At 60.8% G+C, this 19,170-nt stretch carries 21 protein-coding genes; 9 read left to right on the top strand and 12 right to left on the bottom strand.

Annotated elements, in window-relative coordinates; translation table 11 throughout:
- The first annotated feature begins 12 nt into the window (after positions 1 to 12).
- Both ACYVIA_RS05750 and ACYVIA_RS05745 read left to right on the top strand, forming a co-directional pair.
- Complete coding sequence (locus ACYVIA_RS05750; protein ID WP_460838823.1) at positions 13 to 462, top strand: DsrE family protein; 450 nt, start codon at positions 13 to 15, stop codon at positions 460 to 462.
- Positions 463 to 531: 69 nt separating this feature from the next.
- Positions 532 to 1,050, top strand: a complete 519-nt coding sequence (locus tag ACYVIA_RS05745; protein WP_460838822.1) for a peroxiredoxin family protein — start codon at positions 532 to 534, stop codon at positions 1,048 to 1,050.
- 65 nt (positions 1,051 to 1,115) lie between these two features.
- On the opposite strand, the gene ACYVIA_RS05740 is transcribed toward ACYVIA_RS05745, so the two are convergent.
- Entirely contained in the window at positions 1,116 to 1,757 is a 642-nt protein-coding gene (locus tag ACYVIA_RS05740; RefSeq protein WP_460838820.1) for a phosphatase PAP2 family protein, read from the bottom strand.
- Positions 1,758 to 2,024: 267 nt separating this feature from the next.
- A complete protein-coding gene (locus ACYVIA_RS05735) occupies positions 2,025 to 3,092 on the bottom strand; it encodes an AraC family transcriptional regulator (protein ID WP_460838818.1) in 1,068 nt (355 codons plus the stop codon).
- A gap of 113 nt (positions 3,093 to 3,205) precedes the next feature.
- On the opposite strand from ACYVIA_RS05735, the gene ACYVIA_RS05730 reads away from it, so the two are divergent.
- Together ACYVIA_RS05730 and ACYVIA_RS05725 are read left to right on the top strand one after the other, a co-directional pair.
- Positions 3,206 to 4,813, top strand: coding sequence for an FAD-binding dehydrogenase (locus ACYVIA_RS05730; RefSeq protein ID WP_460838816.1), 1,608 nt, complete (start codon positions 3,206 to 3,208; stop codon positions 4,811 to 4,813).
- Positions 4,814 to 4,892: 79 nt separating this feature from the next.
- Complete coding sequence (locus tag ACYVIA_RS05725; protein WP_460838814.1) at positions 4,893 to 6,626, top strand: thiamine pyrophosphate-binding protein; 1,734 nt, start codon at positions 4,893 to 4,895, stop codon at positions 6,624 to 6,626.
- A 173-nt stretch (positions 6,627 to 6,799) separates the two neighbouring features.
- Here the strand turns inward: ACYVIA_RS05725 and ACYVIA_RS05720 are convergent, their stop codons facing one another.
- The 3 genes from ACYVIA_RS05720 to ACYVIA_RS05710 form a co-directional block, all read right to left on the bottom strand.
- Positions 6,800 to 7,306, bottom strand: a complete 507-nt coding sequence (locus ACYVIA_RS05720) for an Hsp20/alpha crystallin family protein (protein WP_460838812.1) — start codon at positions 7,304 to 7,306, stop codon at positions 6,800 to 6,802.
- Positions 7,307 to 7,414: 108 nt separating this feature from the next.
- A complete protein-coding gene (locus ACYVIA_RS05715; protein ID WP_460838810.1) occupies positions 7,415 to 7,798 on the bottom strand; it encodes an Hsp20/alpha crystallin family protein in 384 nt (127 codons plus the stop codon).
- A gap of 16 nt (positions 7,799 to 7,814) precedes the next feature.
- Positions 7,815 to 8,255 carry an Hsp20/alpha crystallin family protein gene (locus ACYVIA_RS05710; RefSeq protein ID WP_460839702.1) on the bottom strand — a complete coding sequence of 147 codons (441 nt, stop codon included), beginning with the start codon at positions 8,253 to 8,255 and terminating at the stop codon, positions 7,815 to 7,817.
- 168 nt (positions 8,256 to 8,423) lie between these two features.
- Between ACYVIA_RS05710 and ACYVIA_RS05705 the strand changes: the two genes are divergently transcribed.
- The 3 genes from ACYVIA_RS05705 to trxC are packed head-to-tail and all read left to right on the top strand — an operon-like array spanning position 8,424 to position 10,166.
- Positions 8,424 to 9,389, top strand: coding sequence for a DnaJ C-terminal domain-containing protein (locus ACYVIA_RS05705; protein WP_460838809.1), 966 nt, complete (start codon positions 8,424 to 8,426; stop codon positions 9,387 to 9,389).
- A 3-nt stretch (positions 9,390 to 9,392) separates the two neighbouring features.
- A complete protein-coding gene (locus ACYVIA_RS05700; RefSeq protein ID WP_460838807.1) occupies positions 9,393 to 9,710 on the top strand; it encodes a chaperone modulator CbpM in 318 nt (105 codons plus the stop codon).
- Between the two features lie 24 nt (positions 9,711 to 9,734).
- Positions 9,735 to 10,166: a thioredoxin TrxC gene (gene trxC / locus ACYVIA_RS05695; RefSeq protein ID WP_460838805.1), complete on the top strand. Its 432-nt coding sequence runs from the start codon at positions 9,735 to 9,737 to the stop codon at positions 10,164 to 10,166.
- Between the two features lie 522 nt (positions 10,167 to 10,688).
- Here trxC and ACYVIA_RS05690 read toward each other — a convergent pair.
- The 7 genes from ACYVIA_RS05690 to ACYVIA_RS05660 all read right to left on the bottom strand — a co-directional run bounded on the left by ACYVIA_RS05690 (position 10,689) and on the right by ACYVIA_RS05660 (position 17,030).
- Positions 10,689 to 11,417 (bottom strand): cytochrome c3 family protein, encoded by a 729-nt coding sequence (locus tag ACYVIA_RS05690; protein ID WP_460838803.1) that lies wholly within the window; start codon positions 11,415 to 11,417, stop codon positions 10,689 to 10,691.
- Entirely contained in the window at positions 11,414 to 11,998 is a 585-nt protein-coding gene (locus tag ACYVIA_RS05685) for a hypothetical protein (RefSeq protein ID WP_460838802.1), read from the bottom strand. Before ACYVIA_RS05685 ends, ACYVIA_RS05690 begins: the two co-directional genes overlap by 4 nt.
- 2 nt (positions 11,999 to 12,000) lie before the next feature.
- Positions 12,001 to 13,272 (bottom strand): 2Fe-2S iron-sulfur cluster-binding protein, encoded by a 1,272-nt coding sequence (locus ACYVIA_RS05680; protein ID WP_460838798.1) that lies wholly within the window; start codon positions 13,270 to 13,272, stop codon positions 12,001 to 12,003.
- 268 nt (positions 13,273 to 13,540) lie between these two features.
- Complete coding sequence (locus tag ACYVIA_RS05675; protein ID WP_460838795.1) at positions 13,541 to 14,032, bottom strand: hypothetical protein; 492 nt, start codon at positions 14,030 to 14,032, stop codon at positions 13,541 to 13,543.
- 466 nt (positions 14,033 to 14,498) lie between these two features.
- Positions 14,499 to 15,485: a lipoyl synthase gene (gene lipA, locus ACYVIA_RS05670; RefSeq protein ID WP_460838793.1), complete on the bottom strand. Its 987-nt coding sequence runs from the start codon at positions 15,483 to 15,485 to the stop codon at positions 14,499 to 14,501.
- Between the two features lie 58 nt (positions 15,486 to 15,543).
- Positions 15,544 to 16,182 (bottom strand): lipoyl(octanoyl) transferase LipB, encoded by a 639-nt coding sequence (gene lipB / locus ACYVIA_RS05665; protein ID WP_460838791.1) that lies wholly within the window; start codon positions 16,180 to 16,182, stop codon positions 15,544 to 15,546.
- Between the two features lie 11 nt (positions 16,183 to 16,193).
- Positions 16,194 to 17,030 (bottom strand): helix-turn-helix domain-containing protein, encoded by an 837-nt coding sequence (locus tag ACYVIA_RS05660; protein ID WP_460838789.1) that lies wholly within the window; start codon positions 17,028 to 17,030, stop codon positions 16,194 to 16,196.
- 321 nt (positions 17,031 to 17,351) lie between these two features.
- Here ACYVIA_RS05660 and ACYVIA_RS05655 point away from each other — a divergent pair, with 321 nt between their 5' ends.
- Together ACYVIA_RS05655 and ACYVIA_RS05650 are read left to right on the top strand one after the other, a co-directional pair.
- Positions 17,352 to 17,924 carry a hypothetical protein gene (locus tag ACYVIA_RS05655; RefSeq protein WP_460838786.1) on the top strand — a complete coding sequence of 191 codons (573 nt, stop codon included), beginning with the start codon at positions 17,352 to 17,354 and terminating at the stop codon, positions 17,922 to 17,924.
- Between the two features lie 45 nt (positions 17,925 to 17,969).
- Positions 17,970 to 19,115 carry a branched-chain amino acid ABC transporter substrate-binding protein gene (locus tag ACYVIA_RS05650; RefSeq protein WP_460838784.1) on the top strand — a complete coding sequence of 382 codons (1,146 nt, stop codon included), beginning with the start codon at positions 17,970 to 17,972 and terminating at the stop codon, positions 19,113 to 19,115.
- The last annotated feature ends 55 nt before the right edge of the window (positions 19,116 to 19,170 follow it).

Raw genomic sequence — 19,170 nt, 5'->3', positions numbered from 1 at the left:
CAGGAATACGCAATGCGCCGACGCTTCATCCAATACCTGCTGGCCGCTTTTCCCATGCTCGCGCTTGGCGCTGACGCTCAGAGCGCCGACAACGTGACGGCCGGTGAGCCGGTCAAGGTGGTGTACCACCTGGCGGATGGACTTGACCAGGCGTCGCGTGCGATGGCGAACATCCGCAATCACCTGCGCGCCGAGCCCGACACAAAGATCGTGGTCGTGGCCAACGGTGATGGCATCAGGTTCCTGCTCGCGGGTGCGAGGGAGCGCAACGGCAAGCCCTTCGATGCGGCAGTCGCAGCACTGGCTGCGCAAGGCGTGGAGTTCCGGGTCTGTAAAAATACGCTGACCGCCCATGATGTGCCGGTATCGCAGCTCGTACCCGAGGCGAAGCTCGTGACTTCGGGCGTCGTGGAGGTTTCCCGCCTGCAAGCTCGGGAAGGCTTTGTCTATCTGCGGCCATAGCGCGCGCCGCCGATCAATGTAATGGGTTCTATAATGCTCGGGTCTGTATAAGAGAATCCTCGTCATCCCATGCAATCCGAAACATCCAGCAAACGTCTCTGGCCCCGCCTCATCGTCGCGATTGTCGTGCTTGCACTCACGGCAGTCGGTTATTTTTCCCTGTCGGCGAAGCAGCCGGCGCCGGACGTCGTGTTCAACAGCATCACGGGCGAAAAAGTCAGCATGCAAAGCCTGCGCGGCAAGGTCGTGATGGTCAATTTTTGGGCGACCAGTTGCACCACCTGCATTAAGGAGATGCCGCAGATGGTCGAGACGTACAACAAGTTCAAGGACAAGGGCCTGGATTTCGTTGCCGTGGCAATGAGCTACGATCCGCCGAACTATGTGCTGAACTACGCACAGACGCGCGCGCTGCCGTTCAAGGTGGCACTCGATACGCAAGGCGAGGTTGCGAAGGCGTTCGACGACGTCAAGCTCACGCCGACCACCTATGTGATCGACAAGACCGGCAACATCGTCAAGCGCTATGTCGGTGAGCCCGATTTTGCGGCCCTGCATCGGTTGCTGGAAGATGCGCTAGCAGCTTGAAGTGTAGGCAGGAGACACAGCGAAAAAGCGCCATTGCGGCGCTTTTTGTTTTTGGAACCCTGCATTCAGGGAGACGGTGTTTCGTGCTTCGGCCGGTGGTCCTTCCAGCCTGATCGCGGGTAGGGTTCTTCGCGGCTGGTGAAAAGCAGCGTGAAACTGGTCAGCCACTGCTGCGTCGGCGCCGGATGCACATAGGGCGCCTGGAGCAGGGCGAGCGTACACAGTGCGATGCGCAACGGATTGAATACCTGCTTGCGCAAGGTGTTGCTGGCGATGCGCAGGAAACAGATGCTGACCACCGCGCCCAGCGCCACGCCGGTTACGGCTTCCGACACCGAATGCGCATGCACTGCGACACGCGATACGCCGACCAGCGCGCCGAACAGGAAGCCGACGAGCGTGCCCGCGATGCGCGCGGGCCGCGATGCCCTTTCGAGGATCAGGTAGAACAGGACTGGCATCACGGCCATCGCCCGCATCGCATGGCCGCTGAAGCCGGTGAAGTCGAGCGTGCGGATCCCGATACCCCAGCCGATGAACGCCATCTTGGTGACGACGACGATGCCGAGGCCGCCTGTAAACAACAGGCTCCACCACAATGCAAGGCGCTTTTCACCTTCGACCACCAGCCATCCGGCGATGGCCAGCGCGGCAAATGCGGTGATGGTGATATCGCCGAAATGAGAGATTCCGGACCAGGTAATCATAAGTGGTTGTATGGCAATCCGAGCCGGGAGAAGTTCATGCGGATTTGTAACAAGCCTTCATGGGTGGCCATCGCCAATGCCGCTTTGCCATCGCGCTGCCCGGCACGATCGCACCGGCACAAGGCACCATAGCCGGACAGGAAAATTGAAGGGGGATGGTTGATGCATTGTGATCCTCGGCAGCGCCGAATGAGCCATGACAGCCTCGGTGTGAAGCTCCATTGTCGCTGCCCCGCGGGGATGCTGTTTTACCTTGATCAAGCGTCGTTACAGTTGACGCTTCGACGTATCCCGCTCCGTATCCCGCTCCGTATGCCGATGGGTACGCCGGTAGTCTCCGGGAACAGTGCCCGTCCAGCGACGGAATGCGCGGTAGAACGCGCTCGCGTCGGAGAAATTCAGCAGCACGGCAATCTGTCCCAGGCTCAGCATCGGGTCGGCAAGGTATTGCAGTGCGAGCCGGTGCCGGACTTCATCCTGCACGGCAACGAAGCTGCTGCCTTCTTCTGCAAGCCGTTGCTGCAGCGTGCGCGGCGATATGCCCATCAAGCCCGCCACCTTTTCCTTGTTGGCCATCCCTTGCGCGAGCAATTGCTGCAGCACCGCCGCGACGCGCGGACTGAAGCTTTCCGTATGGTGCAGTAATGCCAGCTGCTGGCGCGCCAGCGACTCGTGCAGCCGGCAGAGTTCCGGATTGCGGGCGGGCAGCGGCGCATCCAGCTGTGCGGCCGGAAGCGCGATGCCGCTGAAGGTGCCGCCAAACTCCGGTTCGCAGTCGAGCACCTCGTGATACATAGGCAGGTCACTGATGGCCGCATGCGCGAAGCAAACACGCGACGGCGCAAATCCGTTCCCCATGATCCAGCGGCCCAGCGCAACGGTGCAGGCGAGGACGGCTTCCACCTGCTGTGGCGAGAACGGCAGTCTTGCCTCGACAGGGTGATACACCAGCCAGGCAAAGCCATTCTTTTCCAGCAGCTGAATGCGCCCGCCGTCGCTCACGAGATGCTGGAATTGCTGCATGTGCGCGACCGCTTCGCGCAGGCTGCTGCTCGATACCAGCGTGTACGCGACGACGTTGAACGAAGTGGGCTGGATGGATTGGCCCATGCGCAGGCCGAATGCCGGATTGCCGGTCAGCTCCACGGCGGCGCGCCACAGATGCACGACCGCATCCAGCGGCAGGCGCGCCAATGGGTCAACAGGAAGGACGTCCATGCCTGCGCGGGCAAGTAGCTGCGGCTCGGCAGCGCCAAGTTGCTGCGCCGCAGCGATGATCGCCCTGACCCAGCCAATGGCAACCGTCTTTTCTTGTATGTGGACCGGCTTGTTCATCCCTTGGTCTGCCAGGACAAATTCCATGCTCGTGCGGACAATGCGGCGCGGCGCATGGGTGGTTAGGATGTGCGGATAACGATCATAACTGAAGAACGGAGCGAGACGAAGCAATGCAAACCTACCGCAGTGAGGTGCTTGTCGTGGGTGGCGGCATCGCGGGCATTACTGCTGCCATCGAACTGTTGGACAAGGGAAAGTGGGTCACGGTGCTGGACCGCGATGATGCCGAAGCCGCCGGCGGGCTGGCGCGCGAGAGCTTCGGCGGCATGTTCTTTGTCGACTCGCCGGAACAGCGCCGGCAAGGCATCCGGGATTCGACGGCACTGGCGTTGCGCGACTGGCACAACTTTGCCGAGTTCGGCGCGGCCGACATCCTGCCCAAGGCGTGGGCAGAAACCTATGTGCACCGCTGCACGCCGGATGTCTATGAATGGGTGCGGCGGCACGGCGTGCGCTTCATGCCCGTCGTGAACTGGGTGGAGCGCGGCGAATTCAGGCCGGGCAATTCCGTGCCGCGTTTTCACATGGTGTGGGGTACCGGCAAGGAGCTGAGCGAGCGCTTGCTTGCGGCGCTTCGCCGGCATCCGAATGCACAACGCCTGCACGTTCATTTCGGGCATCGGGTGGAGCGGCTGCTGTTGCGCGACGGACGGGTATGCGGCGTCCAGGGCCGGCAGGAGAAGGGCGGCGCGCCATTCGAGGCGCATGCGGAACATGTGATTGTGGCGACCGGCGGCATCAACGGCGACCTGCAACGGGTGCGGCGCCACTGGCATGCGGACTGGCGCGTTCCGCCCGAACATATGCTCAATGGCTCCCACCGCTATGCGGACGGCATGCTGCATGATGCGGTGGCCGAAGCGGGCGGGCACATCACGCACCTTGACAAGATGTGGAACTACGCGGCAGGCGTGCACCATCCGCGGCCGCGCAAGCCGCAGCACGGCTTGTCGCTGGTGCCACCGCGCTCGGCCTTGTGGCTGAACTGGCGCGGGCAGCGGATCGGGCCGCAGCCGCTGGTGTCCGGTTTCGACACGCGGCGCCTCGTCACCGACATTTGCGCACAGGAGCGCCCGTATTCCTGGCAGGTCCTGAACCGGCGCATCGCGCTGAAAGAGCTTGCCGTATCGGGTGCGGAGTTCAATCCTTCGATCCGCGACAAGAAGGTGGTCGGATTTCTGCGCGACATTATGTTTGGGAACCGCTGGCTGGTGGATGAGTTGACGCGCAACTGCCCGGACTTTGTGGTGGCGAAAAGCCTGCCCGAGCTGGTGGAAAAGATGAATGCCCTGCAGGGCGACCAGTCGGTGATGCTTGCGGACGTCGAACAGGCGGTCAATGAGTATGATGCGGCAATCAAGCGCGGCACGAGCCTGATGAATGATGAGCAGTTGCGCCGTATTGCCGCATTGCGGCAGTACCGCGGCGACAAGGTGCGGCTGTGCAAGTTCCAGCCTATCCTTGACGACAAGGCCTTGCCGCTGATCGCCATCCGCGAATTCATCATCAGCCGCAAGAGCCTCGGCGGTATCCAGACCGACTTGCAAAGCCGCGCGCTGGACATCACCGGAAAACCGATCGGCGGCCTCTACGCGGCAGGCGAGGCGGCGGGATTTGGCGGTGGGGGGATGCACGGGCTGCGTGCGCTGGAAGGGACCTTCCTGGGCGGCTGTATCCTGTCCGGACGTACTGCCGCACGGGCCATCGCTGCGGCATGACAGATTGCGGCAAGGCAGGAGCGAACAACGAACAACGAACAACGAACAACAAGCAACGACTGGCAGAGGAGACGACACAATGAAAAAGACCGGAGCCTGGCTCGCGACCTATGCGCTGGAGCAGATCGGCGCGCGCTTCACGTTCGGCATTCCGGGCGTGCATACCACCGAGCTGTACGACGAACTCAACAGCTCGCGTCAGATCACGCCGGTACTGGTGACACATGAGGGCGGCGGCGCCTTCATGGCCGATGCGGTGAGCCGCGTGTCGGATTCGATCGGCGTGCTGACCGTCGTGCCGGCGGCCGGACTGACGCACGCCGCCAGCGGCATCGGCGAGGCCTATCTCGACGGCGTGCCGATGCTGGTGATCAGCGGCGGGCCGCGCACGGATTCCGGCCACCGTTATCAGCTGCACCAGATCGACATGCAGAAATTCATGTCCGGGCTGACAAAGGCCTGCTTCCATGTCTCCAGCCATGATGAAGTCGTGTCCACCATCTTCGAGGCTTACACGATAGCGACGACGGGCGAGCCGGGGCCGGTGTTCATCGAATTGCCGGTGAATATCCTGCTGATGCCCGGCGAAGCGGGCGAGCTGCCCCGCTACCATGCGCCGGTTGCGGCGGTGCCCGACCTGACGCAGCAGATTGCCGAAGCGCTGGTACTGCTGCGTTATGCCAAGCGTCCCGGAATCTTCGTCGGCTGGGGCGCACGCGATGCGGTCGCGCTGGTGACCGCCATTGCCGAATGGCTCGACGCGCCGGTGGCGACCACCCTGCAGGGGTTGTCGGTCTTCCCTGCAAACCATCCGCTGCATGCGGGATTCGGCTTCGGCGCATCGGCCGTGCCTGCGGCGCGCAATGCCTTCAAGGAGTGCGATTGCATGCTGGCGATTGGCACGCGCTTTGGCGAGATTGCAACCGGCAGCTACGGCGTCGAGGTCCCCGAGAACCTGATCCATATCGACATCAACCCGGACGTGTTGAATGCGAACTACCCGGCCAAGATCGGCATGGTGGGTGATGCATCTGCCGTGCTCGGGCAACTGCTGATCGCGTTGCAGGCGGCAATGCCGAAACGCGCACCGCGACAGGAGCTGCGCGAGCAGATTCGCCGCGACAAGCTGAACTATCGCCAAAGCTGGTACGACCACGACACGGAGAATCGCGTGAATCCGGCACGCTTTTTCGACGAGCTGCGCAGGCAGACGCCGGACGACGGCATCATCGTGATCGACGACGGCAATCATACCTTCCTGACCGCCGAACTGATGCCGGTGTATGCGCCGAAGAGCGTGATCCTGCCGACCGACTTCAACTGCATGGGCTATGCGGTGCCAGCGGCGATTGGCGCCAAGCTGGCGCAGCCTGACCGCGTCGTGCAGGCCATTGTCGGCGACGGCGCTTTCACGATGACTTGCATGGAAATCCTGACCGCAACTACCAACGGCCTTGGCATCATCTACTACGTGTTCAACGATGGCGAACTGTCGCAGATTGCGCAGGCGCAGGAGATCCCGTATAACCGCAAGCCGTGCACGCGACTCGGGCTGATGAATGTCGAAGGCGTGGCGCGCGCGACGGGCGCGGCGTATGTGGAAATGCCGGAGAACGCATCGATCTCCAGCACGATTGCCACGGCGTCGGCCATCGCCGCCGGCGGCAGGCCGGTGATCGTCGACGTGCGGATCGACTACTCGAAGCGAACCGCGTTTACCGAAGGCGCGGTCAAGACCAACTTCAAGCGCTTTCCGCTCCCGCAGAAGGTGCGCGTGCTGACGCGGGCGCTGGCGCGCCGCGTAATGGGTTGATGAGGTGTTGATGAGGGACTGATGTGGAGCTGATAAGGGGCTGATGAGAAGATGATGAGAAGATGATGAGAAGATGATGAGGGGAAGATGAGGAAATGCGCGCCGCTCCGCCCATGTCGCAGCGGCGCCGTCGGGAAGGCTTTCCTCCTATCTGCGGCGCAGGAAGGTGAGGATCAGTCGACCCTGATCGTGCGTTTCTGCGGTTCGCTCATTTCGAGCTTCGGCAGTTCCACCCGCAGCACACCATTCTTGTAGCTGGCCTTCGCCATGTCGGTCTTCACTGCTGCCGGCAGCGGCATCATGCGGCGGAAGCTGCCGTAGGCGCATTGCAGCACGCGATAGCGGCCTTCGGTTTCCTCGCGCTCGAATCGCTTCTCGCCATGCACGATCAGCGTGTTGTCCTGCACTTCGATGTCCAGGTCGTTCTTGTCGAGCCCGGGCACTTCCAGCTGGACGACAACCCGCTGTTCGTCTTCGAACAAATTCCCTCCCAGCATCGACCAGCCGCGCGACGGGATGAAGAATGCATCGTCGATATCGCCTTTCGCCGGCAGGTTGGTCTGTGCGCTGGGCTTGAAGCCGGTGATCGCGTTGGATGCCGACTGGCGCAGGTGCTGCCAGCCTTCGGCGACCGAATCCCAGAAGGAAGACAAGCCTTGTTTGATGTCCTCAAATTTCATTGCCAGCCTCCGTCAAGTCGACGCCCGCCGGGATGATGCCGCAGTGTTGCCGGAAGCCCCGCACCGGCAGGCGGCATGCAGGGCTTCCCTCGAACCAAGACGCAAGCCTTAGACAGCCCTCACTTCGATCTTGCGCGGCTGCGCATGTTCCGCCTTCGGGATGCGCAGCTTGAGCACGCCGTTCTTGAACTCCGCCGTGGCCTTGTCGCTGTCGAGTTCGCGCGACAGGTTGAAGACGCGGCGGTAACGCGGCAGGCGCACTTCGGCATGGCTCGATTCCATGCCTTCCGGCAGGTTCAGTTCCAGCTCGCCTTCGATCGTCAGGCTGCTGGCTTCCAGCTGCAGGTTCAGCTTGTCTTTCGGTACGCCCGGCAGGTCGGCAAACAGGGTGATGCCGGATGCGTCCTCGACTACATCCACTGCCGGCAACAGGGCAGCCTCGGGCCGGGAGGCGGTGTCGGTTGTCTTCGTCACATCGGTTTTTGTGTCCATGATCTTTCCTCCTTGCTTACTGGATAGCGATGCGGCGCGGTTGCGGCGCCTGGCGACGTTTGACGCTGATGTGCAGCATGCCGTCGCGATATTCGGCGGTAACGCCACTCGGGTTGACGTCATCTTCCGGCAGGCTCACGACACGGCGGAAGCGGCCGGCAAAGCGCTCATTGATATGCAAGGCCATTTTCTCGCCCTGCTGCGGCAGCTCGCTCGCGCGTTCGCCTGAAATCGTCAACACGCCGCGCTCCAGGTTCACTTCGATGCTTGCCGGATCGAGCCCGGGGGCAAATGCATACAGCTCCACCGTTTCCGGCGTGCCGCCGACATTCAATGCGGGAAAGCCGCTCATGCCTGCGCCGCGAATGTTCGATTCCGAACCGAATGCCTGCTGCATCTCGCGTTGCAGGCGATCAAACTCCGCAAAAATATCCTGTGGAAACATCGTCCGATACATCATGTTGTCCTCCATGTGGTTGATCCAGCCGGGCACCGCAGTCGGCGCCGGCCAATGCCTCTGCAGCCAACATAGGAGCGCGCCGGAAAATTTCAATGCCTTGATTTAGAACCTTTCCGCCACCACTCTTTTTGTCTATAAGAGATCAACAGGCAGAAGGAGGATCGTGTGGAATTCAAGGACTATTACGACACTCTGGGCGTCGCGCGCGATGCGACTGCGGATGAAATAAAGAAGGCCTTCCGCAAGATGGCGCGCAAATACCATCCAGACGTTTCCAAGGAAGCGAACGCGGAAGCACGCATGAAGGAAGTCAACGAAGCCTTTGCGGTGCTGTCCGACCCTGAAAAGCGTGCTGCCTACGATCAGCTCGGGCAGCGTTACCATGCCGGCCAGGAATTCCGTCCGCCGCCGGATTGGGATGCCGGATTCGAGTTTTCCGGCCGTGGTTTTTCCAATGCGGAAGCGTCCGACTTCAGCGACTTTTTCTCGGAGCTGTTCGGCGGCCGCATGGGCGGCCGCGCCGGTGCGCACGGAGCAGCCTTCCATGCACGCGGCGACGACCACCATGCCAAGATACTCCTCGACCTGGAAGACGCTTACCACGGCGCCAGCCGCCGGGTGAGCTTGCGCGTGCCGCGCATGGATGCACTCGGACGCACCGTACTCGCCGAGCACACGCTGGACGTGCGCATCCCCAAGGGCGTGCATGAAGGCCAGGTCATCCGCCTGTCCGGGCAGGGCAGTCCCGGCCTTGGCGGCGGACCGCCGGGGGATTTGTACCTCGAAGTGCGCTTCAAGCCGCATGCGCGCTATCGCGTCGAAGGGCGCGACGTCTATGCGACGCTGCCGGTTGCGCCATGGGAGGCGGCGCTTGGCGCGACGGTGAAGGCCCCGTTACCGGATGGCGCGGTCGAAGTGCGCATTCCCGAAGGATCGCAGTCGGGCCGCAAGCTGCGCCTGAAGGGCAGGGGCATTCCGGCCAGCTCGCCGGGCGACTTGTACCTGGTGCTGGAAGTGATGCTGCCGCCGGCCAATACGCCGAAAGCGCGGGATCTTTATCAAACCATGGCGCGCGAGATGGCCTTCGATCCGCGCCAAGACATGCACCAAAAAGCGCGCCAAGGAGTGTGAGCCATGACGCAGGAACACATTGCCCTTTTGCTCGACGAAGCCTTGTTGACGCTGGAAGAACTTGCGACAAGTTGCGCGGTCAGCCGGGAGTGGGTGATCGAACAGGTGGAAGCAGGCGTGCTGCTTGCCCATCCGGAAGCGGACAGCGATCCCGGCCAGTGGGCATTTTCCGGTCGCGAGGTACTGCGTGCGCGCCGCCTGTGGGGCATCGAGCGGGATTTCGACGCCACGCCGGAACTTGCCGGCCTGGTGGCCGACCTGTTCGACGAGCTGGAGCGCATGCGTGCACGGCTGCGGCGCGCAGGCTTGCCAACCGATTGAAGCCGACGAGGGAGTGAAGCCATCATGTCCATGCACATCGTTTGTCCCCATTGTCACGCGGTCAACCGCGTCCCGCCCGAGCGCCTGCAGGAACGTCCTGATTGTGGACGGTGTCACAAGGCATTGTTCACCGGCCATCCGGTACCGCTTTCGGCCAGTGACTTCGACCGGCATATTGCGCGCAGCGACATTCCGGTGCTGGTGGATTTCTGGGCGCCGTGGTGTGGCCCGTGCCGCATGATGGCGCCGGCGTATGAACAGGCTGCGGCGCAACTGGAACCGCATTTCCGCGTCGTCAAGGTCAACACCGAAGAAGAGCAGGCGCTGGGCGCCCGCTACGGCATACGCAGCATCCCGACACTGGCCGTGTTTCGCAACGGACGAGAGGTCGCACGACAAGCCGGTGCGATGGGTGCGGCGGACATCGTGCGCTGGGCCCGCGCGGCGCTTGGCTGACCTCTTGCTCGGGCCGAGACGCCTTCCTGCGTACGCACGCGCAGTTCCCGCTGTTTAATTACCTGCGAGGAGATTGATATGGCAACCAGGCAGCTTGAAGACAAATGCGCACTGCCGCGCTGCACCTGTACCGTTCCTGCAGGCGAGCTGTACTGCAGCGAAGAATGCCGGCGCGAACATGCCAACCCCGACGAACAAGGCGAGCAATGTCCTTGCGAACACGCCGAGTGTTCCTCTGCAGGGCCGAGCGGCGGTGTGACCTTGTGATGAGGGCAAGCAAGGCAGAAACCGCTGCAAAGGAATGCGTGCGGCGGCAGAAAGGCGTTATTCGCCAGCGTTGCCGAAGTTGGAACTGAGTACTCAAGATGATCGGCGCCTTCATCAAGGTGACGCAGATTCCTGGTGCGCGGCGAAAGTGCAAGGTCTGCGGGCCGGGCAACTAAACCGTAGTTCGGTGGCGCGGAGAAGGGCGACAACGTGTCAATGGTTCACTGCTCACCGCACGTGAGGCCAGCCGCATGGCTAATCGTCGTCATCTTCGCCGTGGCCGTCACGCTTGCCGCCCTCATGTTCGTCGGCGCTGCGATGGCACTCCACGCAGTTTTCATAGTTGCGAATTCCTTCATGCAGGTGTTCGCTTCGGATATTGGCCGGCGTATGCTCGTGGCATCCGTAACAGGTGTACTGCTTGAAGTTGCTCTTCGCATGGCAGGTTGTGCACGTCGCATTATGGTCCCGGTCGAGCACGAAGTACTTGTCATGATCGAAGGTCGCCGGCTTCCACTTGTCCTCGCTGTGGCATTGCGCACAACCAGCCGTCAGTTTTTCGTGCAGCGAGTCGCGCGGTTTGTTGTGGCATGACTCGCACTGATCCTTTCTCCCGGGCTTAAGCAATGCATGCGAAAACTGCTTGCCCTGCCGGTACTTCATCACGCCCTGGTGATCGGCGTGGCATTCAATGCACTTCTCCTCGACGAGCTCCCGATGAAAGGCTACTTTGCGCGCCGGTCCTTGAATTGGTTTCCCCTTCGTCGTCACGATCCCGATGTCAGGGACCTTGTGGCAGTCCTTGCATTTCGCCGCCTGAGGACCGAAGAATTTGCTGTGGCAGGAAAAACAGTTCTGCTCCATGCCCTTGTGCCCCTTCATCAGCTTGCCTGGGGCCACCATCAGATGGGGATAAAGGAAGACAAGCACGGTAATGACCGCGAGGTTCGCCAGAAGGATGTAAAGGAAGGCGCGGCTTTTCATTTCCAGTTCCAGAACAGGAAAATGCTGATGATGTGACCCAGGGCAAACGCGGCGAACGCGAGCGTGATCGGAATATGGAGCGTTCGCCACTTCTTCATTGCGTCAACGGCAGCCGCATTCCAGAACAGTTCTTTCTCCACGTCGTCTTCCGACATGCCGCGGCGGAGCAGGCTTTCCTTCATCGCCAGCATGTGCCGGCGCGATCGCTCAAGCAGGAACTTGCCGGTCAGGCCGCTGATGACGTTGACGAGCATGCCGGTCACGGCCAGCCACGGAAGGATGGCATTGAAGTGGACGCCGGCATGCACAAGAACCATCAGGGAACCTAGCCACGTCATGAATTCATGCAGATTCAGTAGCCTCTTGGGATCACCTGACTGGATCATCTTGCGTTTGCGCATCGAGTACGTAAACGAAGCTAGAATCAGCAGCGTGCCCGGGATGCCCAGATACCGGCCGATCCAGACCAGCTGGAGCCGGTGCAACAGTGCATCTCCTGCGATGGCGGCCAGAATGAGCATGGCGAACATCGCGATGAACGGGATAACCTCTTTGCGAAAGATCGAGATGGAGTGGGGCATGGTCAGGCACTCAAGACAAGGTCCGACTTCGGTTTGGAGATGCAGAGCAAACAGCAGCCCGGGCTGACGTCATAATCCGGCTCTTTTGTCGTTTCGATTTCGCCCGACACGACAGTCGTCTGGCAACTGCCGCAACTGCCGGCGCGGCAGCCGGACGGTACGGACAAGCCAAGGTCTTCGGCAAATTCAAGCAGGGAATCAGCACGAGGATCCCATGGCTGTTCCTTGGCCGACTTTGCAAACCTCACCCTGGGCGCACCGGCTGCCATCGTGCTTGATTCGACCGGCCTTGCGGACTTCGCCAGTTTCGGCACGGTGGACGGCCCGAAGGCTTCGTAGTGGATCCGTTCCGGATCGACGCCCCAGTCGGCCAGCGCCGGAACCAGCGACTCCATCATCTGGCGCGGCCCACAGATATAGAAGTGATAGGGGCGTAGGCTAAGCGTTTGCCGAAGTAATTCGATATTGACGTGGCTCGCATGCTGAAAATCGGTGCCAGGAATGTCGTCAGGTTCCGGCCGGCTGTAACAGACATGCAGATGAAAATTCGGATATCGCTGCGCCAGATCGCGAAGCCGCGATTGCATGATCTGTTCGTTGCCATTGCGGACACCGTAAAACAGCCACACTTCACGGTTGGGCGTGAGGCCCAAGCTCGTTTCCAGCATGCAGAGCATCGGCGTGATGCCGATGCCGCCACCGATGAGCACGACCGGCGACTGGTCGCCGTCGCGCAGATGAAAATGCCCGGAAGGTGCTTTGACAGCCAGCACGCTCCCCACTTGGACGCGATCATGAAAGAAGTTCGACGATATGCCACGCGGCGCATCCGGATTGTCTGGCGGCGTCCCGATGCGCTTGATGCTGATCCTGTAGTAGCCGGGATCGGGTGCGTCGGACAGTGAATAGCACCGGACAATGGGCTGTGCTTCACCCCCTGCATGCACATCGAGGCGAAACGTCAGAAACTGTCCGGGCTTGAACGACGGAAGAGCTTGCCCGTCGACCGGTACAAGATAGAACGAGCAGATCGATCCACTGCGGTCTTCCGATTCCTTGCGCTGTACCCGAAATTCCCGGTAGCCGCTCCATCCAGCCACCTGGCCATTGGAAGAGGGACGTCCTTGTGCGGAAGCGCTGGCGGTTCCCGTCCTCTCCTGCAAGCCGAACTGACGATAGTCGCGCGACTTCCGAAAAAGCGTCACCGTGACGAATGCGGCCACTTGCAGAAAGATGGCCAGCGCAATATAGGAGGACAGCTCTTGTATGGTCATGGCGTCGGTAAAGTAGGGTGATGGATGTGAGATCTATCCCAAGGTACGTCGTTGTCCACCTTTGCCTCCGCCAGTCGCCTTTCTCGGCATTCGCGCTGTGCGTGCATGCCAGAGCCTTGTTTTAACCCGGACAATGCACACTCATGTTATGAACTTGAGCGATATATTTCCATGACCGGGGTCAACGTCTTCCGAACTCGCATAGAGCAGCTCGACAGCTATGCGCTGGCTCGCGCAATAGCTGTTCCTTGTGTTCATAGCTATTGCGCTATTGCGCCAATGCAGTCATCCAGCCGGGGTGGTCAAAATACTCGCCGTAAAGGCGCAAGGACTGCAGCACGCCCAAGGCGCCGGTACGTTGCGCAGCGCGCTTTGGTGACGTGCGCATCAGCTCGCTGCTGCGTGTCAAGTCGGCGAGGACAACCGTATGCAAGGCAGCATCCGCAGCCTGCGTCAGTTTGCAGTCCTTGATGATATGGCTGACATTCGCGTTAATGACTTCAGCGAGCTGCTGATAGTTGTTCGATTCCAGACGGTCTTCTCGAATGTCGGCTTGCTGCGCCGCCACAGCTTGCCGAATGGCTTCCATTCGCTGTCGCACAACGTCATCGGTTGCCCATTTCATTGCCGGCCGAGCAGCAGAATCCTGCTGGCTTGCACTTGGCTTTTGCTGCCGGTGGTCGTCCGCATAAGCAGCTTCCAGAATCCACGGTGTGCCAAGCAGTGTCAGCAGCATGATTACGCTTCGAACAGACATCATTTCATTTCCCCTGTATTCATACAATTTGTCGTGGCGCGGATTTTTGACGTTCCGCTGCACGGCTTCTCGCGTTATGCACCAGTGATGTGATGAAAACACGGTGCATACTGCAAATCCGAAGCAACGTCGGCTATGCGGCTCAGTCAACCGCGCACGGTACGGTTATACCGAGGACAGTCTTAACGGAAGATGAATGGCGGGTTCAGGCTTTGTTCAGCCGAAGGGAAGATCCGACGGATCATTATCTGAAGAGAAGGGGAAAGATCATGTAGCTGACACGCCGCATCACTGCAAAGCGAGCAGTGATCAGCGCTGTGGATCACCCTGCATTCGCAGGGTTCCATGTGCAACAGTGAGGTTTTTTGCAAGAAAACAAGGCTGGCTCCTGGCCGATCTGTACGGGCCGATCTGCAGTGACTTTTCTCATCACGTGCAAGCCCGTACCGCCACTTGCTTGCCTACATGCTTACTGCGTGTTCACATCAACACCGGCACCATGCGCCTGCATGTCGGCATGATACGAGCTGCGCACCATTGCGCCGACGGCCGCATGTGCAAAGCCCATCTTGTACGCTTCCACCTCAAACATCTTGAAGGTATCCGGATGCACATAGCGGCGCACCGGCAGGTGGTCGCCGGACGGCATCAGGTACTGGCCGATGGTCAGCATCGTCACGCCATGTGCACGTAGGTCGCGCATGACCTCGAGGATTTCTTCATCGGTTTCGCCGAGGCCCACCATCAGGCCGGACTTGGTCGGCACGTCCGGATGCTCTTCCTTGAAGCGCTTCAGCAGGCTCAGCGAGAACGCATAGTCGGCACCGGGACGTGCTTCCTTGTACAGGCGCGGCACGGTTTCCATGTTGTGGTTCATCACATCCGGCGGTGCCGCCTTCAGCGCTTCCATCGCCTTGTCCATGCGGCCGCGGAAATCCGGCGTGAGGATCTCGATGCGTGTCTTCGGCGACAGCGCCCGCGTTTCGCGGATGCAGTCGGCAAAGTGGCCGGCGCCGCCGTCGCGCAGGTCGTCGCGGTCGACCGACGTGATCACGACGTATTGCAGGCGCATCGCCGCAATGGTCTTGGCCAGCTTTTGTGGTTCGTTCGCATCGAGCGGATCCGGGCGGCCGTGGCCGACATCGCAGAACGGGCAGCGGCGTGTGCACTTGTCGCCCATGATCATGAAGGTGGCCGTGCCCTTGCCGAAGCATTCGCCGATGTTGGGGCAGCTGGCCTCTTCGCACACCGTGACCAGCTTGTTCTCGCGCAGGATGTCCTTGATCTCGTAGAAGCGCGTCGACGGCGAACCCGCCTTGACGCGAATCCAGTCAGGCTTGGGCAGCTTTTCTGCGGGAACGATCTTGATCGGGATGCGCGCGGTTTTGCCGGCGCCTTTCTGCTTGTCGCTGGGGTTGTAGGCGGGAGCAGCGGGGGTGTCTTTTTCGGTGGTCATGGTGTTTCCAGGTGCTGTCGCTTCGACGGCACGTCAAGCGCAAGTCGTGCATCACTCCTTACGCCGTTAATAAATCGATCAGGTTGCGAGCCAGCGCCTGTTGCACGTCTCGCAGCGGCGCTTCGACGCCGACCGTTTTCATGTCGACGGTGGCAAGTCCTTCATAGCCGCAGGGATTGATCCAGGAGAACGGTGCGAGATCCATTGCAACATTGAGGGAGACGCCGTGATAGGTGCAACCGTTGCCGCGCACCTTCAGTCCGAGTGCGGCAATTTTTGCGCCTTTCCATGCGCCATCGGACATGTAGATGCCCGGCGCGCCGGCCTTGCGCTCACCGTCCAGATTATACGCACGCAAGGTGTTTATGACCGACTGTTCGATTTTATTCACGAACTCCCGCGCGTACAGGCGCGCACCCGGCTTGCGCCGCAAATCCATGAGCAGATAGATAACAACCTGGCCCGGGCCGTGATACGTCACTTCGCCGCCGCGGTCGGTCTGGATCACCGGCACATCGTGCGCGTTGAGCACGTGCGACGGGTCGGCGCCGAGGCCGAGCGTAAACACCGGCGGATGCTCCACGATCCACAGCTCGTCGCGTGTGTCAGGCGTGCGCGCGTCAGTGAATGCTCGCATCGCTGCGAAGGTGGTTTCGTACGGCTCGTTGCCGCGCTCGATGATGGCCGGAGTTTGCATCGGTGTCTGCACTAAAGGGGAACGGTGTAAAAGTGGTGCTGGTCGTTGTGCCGTGAATTATCGATCAGTTTCAGGATGCTCGCGTCGACGGCGCCGGACTCCGGTTCGAACAGTCCGCACAGGCGCATCGCCTTGCGCACATCGATGTCCTTGCCGAGGAACTCAAACACCACGCGCGCGCAGGCAATTGCGCGCTGGTTGCTCGCTGCGACACCGAGCATCAGGCCCGACAGCCGCGCGACCCGGTTGCGGTAGGTCGGGAACAGCACCGTCTGCACGATCTCGTTGCCGCTGAGGGATTCGTAGTCGACGAGGTAAATGCGGTCATTCAGGTAGAACGTGCTGCCGATGTACTTGCATTTGTAGGTCTGGTCGAGGTTCGGATGCTGCGGAAAGCGCTCCAGCCGTTCATGGTAGACCGCACCGTTGTGCTGGAAGATGTGCACCAGTCCGCGCAGCACCTTGCCCGGCGCGCTCATCGACTGGTAGTACTCGTAGTAGTAGCCCAGGTACTTGTCGAACCTGCCCGCCGACTGGTGCTGCAGGCGCGCGATATGGTCGACGTAGAGCGTGCGCTCGGCACGCTGCTTCGGACGTGCCTGCACGATCTGATGGAAATGCTCGCGCGGCAGGTAGATCTCCGCCGGTTCGACGCCGAAGAAATCGCAGATGCGTTCCAGCGTGTAATTGGATGGCTTGCTGGTGCCGTTCAGGTAGCGGTTGAACTGCGCGCGGTTGATGTTGAGCTTGCGGCAGACGTCGGCAACCGAACGGTAATAGCTGCATAACATGCGCAGGTTTTCGCAGAATTCGCGCTGCGCGGCGTGGGTCACTCTTGTGGAGGGCATCAGTCCCGGCATGGCTTGGTCAGCTTTCTAGAGGGAAATAAATTGATGCGAGATGGCGCCATAGTAGCATCAGGCCGCATCAATTCGCGCCAAGTGGCGAAATGGCATTCATGCCACTTTGTGCCTACAGTTGCCATCCAGACGTGGCCGAATTTCCAACAAATCGTGCAGCTGAACCTGCACGTATGGAACTGCGGCCCATCCGGCAGGGACAAGACGATAACAACAAGAATTATCGACACCAGGCAGTGACTGCAGGCGAGACAGCTGGCCACAAACCGGCGAATCTCAAGTGCAGCTTGACCTCACAAGGAGACATCAATGGGTACCGTTGGAGACCGCATCCTCGGCAGTAGCGTTCTGCACGATCGCTTTTTCGCCATCACCGAAATCCTCGCCAAACTCGTTTCAAGCGCACCGCGTTCCGTCAGCCTCTCTCAACTGGAGGACGCGACCGGGCGCAGCAGCAGGGAACTGACACGACTCTGCGGCAGCCTCGCGCGTGCAGGTCTGCTATGTCCCGATCCGCGTGCACCGCAAAAGCTGCAGCTCACCTGCGACGCCAGCCAGGTGACACTGGAAGACGTGTACCGCTGCGTGCTGTCGGGGCAGTCGCGCAACAAGCCGGCTAACCGGACAAGCGCCAAGTCCATGCCGCCCGAGCGTGTCTGCAACGATGTCGATTTGCTGGTAACCCAGGCAATGATTGCGATTAATCAAAGCGTGTTCAAGCACCTGCGGCAGTTTTCTCTTGATCGGTTGAAAATCAGTGCGGCGGGAATGTTCCCCGAACGCAGCCGCCCGCTGGGAGATTCGTGTCTGGACGATGCCTTCGATTCAGCGATTTCGGGCCGCAAGGCCCGGCTCGATTCGCCTGTACAAACGCCTGCATAGGCGACCCGTTGCAGCACATTGTTCGTTCAAAAAAGGAGACAACTCATGCAGTTCAAGACAAGAATGATTCCGTTGGCTGGCGCCATCGCATTTGCCCTTGCAGGTGCAGCATCGGCACAGGAACAGGTCGTCAAGATCGGCCACGTCGGCCCGATCTCCGGCTCCATTGCCCACCTCGGCAAGGACAATGAAAACGGCGCGCGCATGGCCATCGACGAGCTCAATGCCAAGGGCGTCACGATTGGCGGCAAGAAGGTGAAGTTCGAACTGCTGGCCGAGGACGACGCAGCCGATCCGAAGCAAGGTACTGCAGCAGCACAGAAGCTGGTCGACGCGAAGGTCAACGGCGTGATCGGCCACCTCAACTCCGGCACCACGATTCCCGCCTCCAAGATCTATCACGATGCCGGCATCCCGCAGATCTCCCCGTCCGCGACCAACCCGAAGTACACGCAGCAGGGCTTCAAGAGCGCCTTCCGCGTAGTGGCCAACGACGGCCAGCTCGGCGGCACGCTGGGCCGTTACGCGGCTGACCAGCTGAAGGCGAAGAAGGTTGCCGTGATCGACGACCGCACCGCCTACGGCCAGGGCGTGGCACAGGAATTCATAAAAGGTGCCAAGGGCAAGGGCGTGCAGGTGGTGTCGCAGCAATACACCAATGACAAGGCAACCGACTTCAACGCGATTCTTACCGCGATCAAGGCGAAAAGCCCGGATGTCGTGTTCTTCGGTGGCATGGATGCGGTGGCAGGCCCGATGCTGCGCCAGATGAAGGCACTCGGTATCAATGCCAAGTTCATGGGCGGCGACGGTATCTGCACGCAGGGCCTCGCCCAGCTTGCCGGCGATGCACTCGGCAACGGCCAGGTTGTCTGTGCCGAAGCAGGCGGCGTGGAAGAGGCGCAGAAGAAGGGCATGGAAGAATTCCGCGAAGCCTTCAAGAAGAAGTTCGGCACCGAGGTGCAGATCTACGCACCGTATGTGTACGACTCCGTGATGGTGATGGCCGAGGCAATGAAGAAGGCCGACTCCGCCGATCCGAAGAAGTACCTGCCTGAGCTGGCGAAGATCAACTACAAGGGTGTGACCGGCAACATCGCCTTCGACAGCAAGGGCGATATCAAGAACGGTACGCTCACGCTATACACCTACAAGGACGGCAAGCGCGAGCAACTGGCCGTGGTCAAATAAGGACATGGCATGCGGCGGCGGGCGAAGACCCCGCTGCCGGGTGTTTGCGCTCAGC

Source organism: Noviherbaspirillum agri, from assembly GCF_054780595.1.
The sequence above is the reverse complement of the archived record's forward strand: the minus strand, read 5'-3'. Positions and strand labels throughout refer to the sequence as shown.

Excerpts from the sequence above, each read along its gene's own strand:
- ACYVIA_RS05685 (WP_460838802.1), bottom strand. The coding sequence starts at position 11,998 with ATGCCCCACTCCATCTCGATCTTTCGCAAAGAGGTTATCCCGTTCATC.
- ACYVIA_RS05660 (WP_460838789.1), bottom strand. The coding sequence starts at position 17,030 with ATGCCCTCCACAAGAGTGACCCACGCCGCGCAGCGCGAATTCTGCGAA.
- lipA (WP_460838793.1), bottom strand. The coding sequence starts at position 15,485 with ATGACCACCGAAAAAGACACCCCCGCTGCTCCCGCCTACAACCCCAGC.
- ACYVIA_RS05690 (WP_460838803.1), bottom strand. The coding sequence starts at position 11,417 with ATGAAAAGCCGCGCCTTCCTTTACATCCTTCTGGCGAACCTCGCGGTC.
- ACYVIA_RS05710 (WP_460839702.1), bottom strand. The coding sequence starts at position 8,255 with ATGTATCGGACGATGTTTCCACAGGATATTTTTGCGGAGTTTGATCGC.
- ACYVIA_RS05730 (WP_460838816.1), top strand. The coding sequence starts at position 3,206 with ATGCAAACCTACCGCAGTGAGGTGCTTGTCGTGGGTGGCGGCATCGCG.
- ACYVIA_RS05735 (WP_460838818.1), bottom strand. The coding sequence starts at position 3,092 with ATGAACAAGCCGGTCCACATACAAGAAAAGACGGTTGCCATTGGCTGG.
- lipB (WP_460838791.1), bottom strand. The coding sequence starts at position 16,182 with ATGCAAACTCCGGCCATCATCGAGCGCGGCAACGAGCCGTACGAAACC.
- trxC (WP_460838805.1), top strand. The coding sequence starts at position 9,735 with ATGTCCATGCACATCGTTTGTCCCCATTGTCACGCGGTCAACCGCGTC.
- ACYVIA_RS05655 (WP_460838786.1), top strand. The coding sequence starts at position 17,352 with ATGGGTACCGTTGGAGACCGCATCCTCGGCAGTAGCGTTCTGCACGAT.
- ACYVIA_RS05700 (WP_460838807.1), top strand. The coding sequence starts at position 9,393 with ATGACGCAGGAACACATTGCCCTTTTGCTCGACGAAGCCTTGTTGACG.
- ACYVIA_RS05745 (WP_460838822.1), top strand. The coding sequence starts at position 532 with ATGCAATCCGAAACATCCAGCAAACGTCTCTGGCCCCGCCTCATCGTC.
- ACYVIA_RS05650 (WP_460838784.1), top strand. The coding sequence starts at position 17,970 with ATGCAGTTCAAGACAAGAATGATTCCGTTGGCTGGCGCCATCGCATTT.
- ACYVIA_RS05720 (WP_460838812.1), bottom strand. The coding sequence starts at position 7,306 with ATGAAATTTGAGGACATCAAACAAGGCTTGTCTTCCTTCTGGGATTCG.
- ACYVIA_RS05750 (WP_460838823.1), top strand. The coding sequence starts at position 13 with ATGCGCCGACGCTTCATCCAATACCTGCTGGCCGCTTTTCCCATGCTC.
- ACYVIA_RS05725 (WP_460838814.1), top strand. The coding sequence starts at position 4,893 with ATGAAAAAGACCGGAGCCTGGCTCGCGACCTATGCGCTGGAGCAGATC.
- ACYVIA_RS05675 (WP_460838795.1), bottom strand. The coding sequence starts at position 14,032 with ATGATGTCTGTTCGAAGCGTAATCATGCTGCTGACACTGCTTGGCACA.
- ACYVIA_RS05680 (WP_460838798.1), bottom strand. The coding sequence starts at position 13,272 with ATGACCATACAAGAGCTGTCCTCCTATATTGCGCTGGCCATCTTTCTG.
- ACYVIA_RS05715 (WP_460838810.1), bottom strand. The coding sequence starts at position 7,798 with ATGGACACAAAAACCGATGTGACGAAGACAACCGACACCGCCTCCCGG.
- ACYVIA_RS05740 (WP_460838820.1), bottom strand. The coding sequence starts at position 1,757 with ATGATTACCTGGTCCGGAATCTCTCATTTCGGCGATATCACCATCACC.